Origin of the sequence: Microbacterium sp., assembly GCF_031988965.1 — a bacterium.
Lineage (GTDB): Bacteria > Actinomycetota > Actinomycetes > Actinomycetales > Microbacteriaceae > Microbacterium.
In genome coordinates, this window is record NZ_DALZXX010000023.1 from 1 (window position 1) to 5,758 (window position 5,758).

The 5,758-nt window shown below is 68.5% G+C and carries 7 protein-coding genes; 5 read left to right on the top strand and 2 right to left on the bottom strand.

What is annotated here, in order from left to right; genetic code table 11:
• Window positions 1–234, bottom strand: a 234-nt coding sequence (locus RTM68_RS07065; protein ID WP_312169575.1) for a LacI family DNA-binding transcriptional regulator, incomplete at its 3' end; no start/stop codon positions are given.
• A gap of 57 nt (window positions 235–291) precedes the next feature.
• Between RTM68_RS07065 and RTM68_RS07070 the strand changes: the two genes are divergently transcribed.
• Entirely contained in the window at window positions 292–1,137 is an 846-nt protein-coding gene (locus RTM68_RS07070; RefSeq protein ID WP_312169576.1) for an NAD(P)-dependent oxidoreductase, read from the top strand.
• 33 nt (window positions 1,138–1,170) lie between these two features.
• Here the strand turns inward: RTM68_RS07070 and RTM68_RS07075 are convergent, their stop codons facing one another.
• The gene (locus RTM68_RS07075; protein ID WP_312169578.1) at window positions 1,171–2,193 is read right to left on the bottom strand and encodes a LacI family DNA-binding transcriptional regulator; all 1,023 of its coding nucleotides are present in this window, start codon (window positions 2,191–2,193) and stop codon (window positions 1,171–1,173) included.
• A gap of 178 nt (window positions 2,194–2,371) precedes the next feature.
• On the opposite strand from RTM68_RS07075, the gene RTM68_RS07080 reads away from it, so the two are divergent.
• The 4 genes from RTM68_RS07080 to RTM68_RS07095 all read left to right on the top strand — a co-directional run.
• Window positions 2,372–3,670 carry a sugar ABC transporter substrate-binding protein gene (locus tag RTM68_RS07080; protein ID WP_312169580.1) on the top strand — a complete coding sequence of 433 codons (1,299 nt, stop codon included), beginning with the start codon at window positions 2,372–2,374 and terminating at the stop codon, window positions 3,668–3,670.
• A gap of 88 nt (window positions 3,671–3,758) precedes the next feature.
• The gene (locus RTM68_RS07085) at window positions 3,759–4,664 is read left to right on the top strand and encodes a sugar ABC transporter permease (protein ID WP_312169582.1); all 906 of its coding nucleotides are present in this window, start codon (window positions 3,759–3,761) and stop codon (window positions 4,662–4,664) included.
• Between the two features lie 15 nt (window positions 4,665–4,679).
• Window positions 4,680–5,570, top strand: a complete 891-nt coding sequence (locus RTM68_RS07090; RefSeq protein WP_082477973.1) for a carbohydrate ABC transporter permease — start codon at window positions 4,680–4,682, stop codon at window positions 5,568–5,570.
• A partial coding sequence (locus tag RTM68_RS07095) for a hypothetical protein (protein WP_396654203.1) occupies window positions 5,567–5,758 on the top strand: 192 nt, incomplete at its 3' end. The genes RTM68_RS07090 and RTM68_RS07095, both read left to right, overlap by 4 nt.

The window sequence follows — 5,758 nt, forward strand, 5'->3', positions numbered from 1 at the left end:
GTCGGAGGCCAGCACGCCGAGCGTCCGCGACCGCCTGGTGCCCAGCGCGCGGGCGGCGTTGTTCATGCGGTAGCCGAGCTCGGTCATCGCGGAGAGCACGCGCTCGCGGGTCTCGTCGGCGACCTCGGGGTGGTCGTTGAGCACCCGTGACACGGTCTGCCGAGACACCCCGGCGAGCGCGGCGACATCGCGCACGCCGACGGTGCGGCGGGGCTCGCTGCTCGTGTCACTCACGCCGACGAGTGTATGCCGACCGGCCCCGACGCCTCGCCGTCGTGCCACTCTGGTGACATGCGCATCGCACTCACGGGATCATCGGGCAAGCTCGGCAGCGTCGTCGCGCGGGAACTCCGCGCCCACGGCCACGAGGTCATCGGCATGGACGTCGCGGGGGTCCGCGGACCCGGCTTCGTGCAGGTCGACCTCACGGATTACGGCCAGGTCGTGGATGCTTTCACAGCCGTCGGCGACCGGCACGAGGGCATCGACGCCGTCGTGCATCTGGGCGCGATCCCTGCCCCCGGCATCCGCAGCGACGTCGCCACGTTCCACAACAACATGCCCGCCACGTTCAACGTGTTCTGGGCCGCGGTGCGCCTCGGCATTCGGCGCGTCGTCTACGCGTCGAGCGAGACGGTGCTGGGCCTGCCGTTCGACGTGCCGCCGCCCTACGTGCCCGTCGACGAGGACTACCCCGCCCGCCCCGAATCGGTGTACTCGCTGGTCAAGACGCTCGAGGAGCAGCTGGCGAGGGAGCTCGTGCGCTGGCATCCCGACCTCTCGATCACGGCGCTGCGCTTCTCGAACGTGATGAACCCGGAGGACTACGCCGAGTTCCCGGACTTCGACGCCGACGCCCTGCGCCGCAAGTGGAACCTGTGGGGCTACATCGACGCCCGCGACGGCGCTCAGGCTGTGGAGCGCGCCCTCGAGGTCGCGGCACCCGGGTTCGACAACTTCATCATCGCGGCGGCCGACACGGTCATGTCGCGCCCGAACGCCGAGCTGCTCGCCGAGGTCTTCCCCGACGTGCCGGTCGCCCGCGAGTTCGGCCCGAACGAGACGCTGCTGTCGATCGACAAGGCCCGTCGGGTTCTCGGGTACGACCCGCAGCACTCCTGGCGCGACCACGTCTGACCCGACGGGCCGCCGCTCGCCCGCGAGGGCGGCTCAGCGCCGGGCGATCGTCGATCCGCGGATCACGAGGCGCACCGGCAGATGGTGCGACCCCTCACCGATGTCGATCCCGTCGATCGCGTCGAAGACCCGAAGGGCCGCCTGACGGCCGAGCTGCTGCAGGTTGGCGTCGATGCTGGTGAGCTCGGGCCGGGCGTTGGTCGCGAGCACCTCCCAGTTGTCATAGCCGATCACCGCGAGGTCGTCGGGAACGGTGCGACCGAGATCACGGGCCGAGTCGAGCACGCCACGAGCGATCTGGTCCGACCCGCAGAACACGGCGTCGATGTCGGGATGCCGATTCAGCAGCATCGCGGCGGCATCCCGCCCCCAGTGCTCCGTCCACTCCGAGAACATCGGCTCGCCGACGAGTTCGAGACCGGCGTCGGCGAGTGCGGCGGTGGCGCCGGCGCGGCGATCCTGCGCTGCGGCGTAGGTCGGGTCGCCCGAGATGTGCGCGATGCGCCGTCGCCCGCAGGCCAGCAGGTGCTCGATCGCGAGGCGCCCACCCGCGTAGTTGTCGGGCGTGAGCGACAGATCGCGCGGATCATCGGACGGCGCGTACGCGTAGACGACCGGAACCGGGATCTCCTGACCGAGCGAAGGTCGAGCATCCGTCTGCCGACCGACGACGATGATGCCGTCGACCCGACGGCTCAGCAGCTCTTTCAGGTGATGCTGCTCGCGGATCGCATCGCCCCGCGCATCGCACAGGAAGACGTTGATGCGGCCGGCGCCGAAGGCATCCTCCGCTCCCATCAGGATCGGGATCATGAAGCGACCCTCGAGGTCGCTGGTGAGCAGGCCGACGGTTCCGGTGCGGCCGGCGAGCAGGCCTCGCGCCATGGCATTCGGGGTGAACGAGAGCTCCTCGGCGATCGCGCGCACCTTGGCCCGCGTCGCAGCCGAGACATCGCCCCGGTCGTTCAGCGCCTTCGAGGCCGTGGAGATCGACACGCCCGCGCGCGCGGCGACATCGCCGAGGGTCACCGCCCGTGATCCGTTCGTGTCGCTCATCGCTCTCCCTGTTGCTGAAAGGTTATCGGAACGAGGGTTGACGGCCTCGTCAGAATCACGCTATACCTTTCGAAAGGGTTTTCGTAAATTTCGAGAAAGCCAGCTCTCCCCCTCCGGCGCTGCACTGTCGAAGCGCCCACCGCACCCGCTCGAAGACGAGCCAAGAGGAGCTCCTTCCATGAACACCACCCGCACCCGCGCCGCCAGGCGCTTCTCCGCCGCCGTGCTCACGGCTGGCCTGATCACCGGCGCTCTCGCCGCCTGCGCACCCGCCGCAGACGACGCCGCGTCCGACGAGCCGATCACCGCCGAAGGCACAGACGACGGCACGACCCTCACCCTCTGGACCCGCGCTCCGATCGAGCGTCAGGCCAAGCTGCTGGTCGACGCCTACAACGCGAGCCACGAGAACCAGGTCGAGCTCACGGTCGTCCCCAACGACGACTACGTCGCCAAGGTCGGTGCCGCCGCAGGGTCTGGCGGCCTGCCCGACCTGTTCGCCGCCGACATCGTCTATGTGCCCAACTGGGCACAGCAGGGCCTGTTCCAGGACATGTCCGAGCAGATCGACGCGCTCGACTTCAAGGACGAGATCAACCCCGGCCACCTTTCTGCCGGCACCGTCGACGGGGCCGAGTACGTGCTGCCGTTCGCCCTCGACCTCTCGATGCTCTTCTGGAACAAGGAGCTCTTCGCCGAGGCCGGCCTCGACCCCGAGAAGGCACCAGCCACTCTCGAGGAGTTCGCCGACGCCGCCATGGCCGTACAGGCGCTGAACAAGCCCGACACGTACGGCACGGCCACCGGCCTCAACTGCGGTGGATGCCTGGTCTTCACGTGGTTCCCCTCGATCTGGGCGTCCGGCGACGAGGTCATGAGCGACGACGGCACCGAATCCCTGCTCGACGGCGACTCGGCCCAGGCGGTCTACGACACGTGGGCGGGCCTCGAAGAGGCAGGCGCCGTGCTTCCCAGCTCGACGGACGAGGCCGGCCCCACCTGGACGGCCGCGTTCAGCGAGGGCAAGGTGGGCGTGATGCCCTTCCCGGCGACGCTGCTCCCGTCGCTCCAGTTCGACGCGGGAGTCGCCGGCATCCCCGGCGTCGACGGCGGCGCCTCGACGTTCGTCGGCGGCGACGGCATCGGCATCTCGAAGGACTCGAAGAAGGCGGCGCAGGCCTGGAACTTCCTCAACTGGATGATGTCGGAGGACGCCCAGGTCGAGGTGCTCGCGAAGGACGGAAACGCCGTCTCGCGCGGCGACCTGGCCGACAACGAGTACGCGGCCGCCGACCCCCGTCTGGTCACGATCAACGAGGTCGCGGCCCAGGGCGACACCCCGGTGGCGCTGAACTTCCAGCAGGCGTTCAACGCTCCGGGAAGCCCGTGGCTCACCCTCGTCCGCAATGCGGTGCTGAACGGCGAGGACTCCGTGCCGGCCGACAACGAGGAGATCACAGCGATCCTGTCGCAGTGATCGCGTGCGGGGGCGGCGCGGACCGCGTCGCCCCCGCATCCTCCCGCGCCTTCCGCGCACCCCGCACTCCCGATCGAAAGAGAACGAGATGACCCAGGCCGCACCCCCGCTGCCTCGCCGCAGACGGCCCACCGCCTTCGGCGGACCCGTGCAGGGCTGGCTGTACGCCGCCCCGACGGCGATCTTCGTCGCCCTGCTGTTCATCGTGCCGCTCGTGCTCGTGGTGCAGATGTCGGCATCCGACTGGCCGCTCCTGAGCGGCAACCGGGGCATCAACTTCCCCGAGAACTACACGGATGCCGTCACGCACCGCCTCTTCTGGGACTCGATCCGCTTCACCCTGCTCTACACCGTCATCACGACCGTGATCCTGATCGGCCTCGGACTCGGCCTGGCGCTGCTCGTGCAGGAGTCGACCCGGTGGAAGGGATTCCTGCGCACGGCGTTCCTGATCCCGAGCGCTCTGGGTCTGGCATCCGCATCGCTGCTGTTCTACGTGCTGTACTCGCCCATCGCCGGTCCGTTCGCGAACCTCATGAAGTCGTGGGGCATCACGTTCCTCGGCACGCCCGAAGGAGCGCTGTGGTCGACGATCTTCCTGATCGTGTGGCGCTACGCCGGCTTCTACATGCTGCTGATGCTGGTCGGCCTGCAGGGCATCCCCGATGACGTCTACGAGGCCGCCCGCATCGACGGAGCGAGCCGGTGGCAGACGTTCCGCGACATCACGGTGCCGCTGCTGAAGCCGACCTTCGCCCTCACGACCGTCATGTGCGTGACCGGGTCGCTGCTCGCGTTCGAGCAGTTCTACATCCTCACCAAGGGCGGACCCGACAACAGCACCATGACCGTCGTGCAGCTGATCTACAACGTGGCCTTCCAGGGGCAGAACAGCCTCGGCATCGCCGGCGCCCTCTCGGTGATCGTGCTGCTCGCGCTCATCGTCATCAACGTCTTCCAGCTGCGCGCCTTCCGCCGCACGGATGAGAACTGAACCGAGAGCTGAATCATGTCCCAGACCCTGACGCGCACCATCGTCGCCCCGAACCATCAGCCCACCGCGCCGCGGTACCGCTCGAAGGCGGCCCGCGTCGTCTTCGGCATCCCGTACTGGGTGTTCACCACCGCCCTCGCGGTGATCTTCCTCTACCCGCTCATCTGGACCGGCGTCTCGTCGGTCAGCCCGATGGCGGGCACCAGCCAGACCGACGGCTGGGGCTTCGGCAATTACGCCGCTCTCGGCGAGTACCAGGCGGGCATCTGGGTGTACCTCGGCAACTCGCTCTTCGTGTCGGTGCTCACCGTCGCGCTCACGCTGTTCATCTCGCTGCTGGGCGGCTACGCGTTCGCGCGCTTCTCGTTCCCCGGCAAGAACGCGCTGTTCCTGCTGACCCTCGCGATCCTGATGGTGCCGTACGCGACGCTGCTCATTCCGCTCTACGTGATCCTCAACGCGGTCGGCCTGCAGAACTCGCTCGTCGGCGTCGCGCTGGTGATCACGATGTTCCAGCTGCCGTTCTCGATGTTCATGATGCGCATCTCGTTCGAGTCGATCCCGAAGGAGATGGACGAGGCCGCGATGGTCGACGGATGCTCCAGCTGGGGCGCGCTGTGGCGGGTGCTGCTGCCCGCGGTCAAGCCCGGGCTCGTCACGGTCGGCCTGTTCGCGTTCCTCACGGCGTGGAACGACTTCATGGCCCCGCTCATCCTCATCAACGACACCAACCGCATGACGCTGCCGCTCGCGGTGGCGAACCTCCGCGGGCAGGTGCAGGGCGTCGTCGACTACGGCGCCACCGAGGCGGGGGTCGTCGTGCTGGCGCTCCCCTGCATCCTGCTCTTCCTGATCCTGCAACGACACTACGTGCGCGGATTCATGTCCGGCGCCTTCAAGGGATGACCATGATCGACACCACCACACCTGCCGCTCCCGTCGTGCCCTCGCGCGGCCGCCTGCGTCCGCTCGGCCTCGACGAGGTGCGCATCACCGGAGGATTCTGGGGCGAGCGCCAGGCCGTCAACGCCTCGGGCACGCTGCCGCACATCGAGTCGCGACTCGAGTCGGAGGGCTGGCTGCCGAACTTCGAT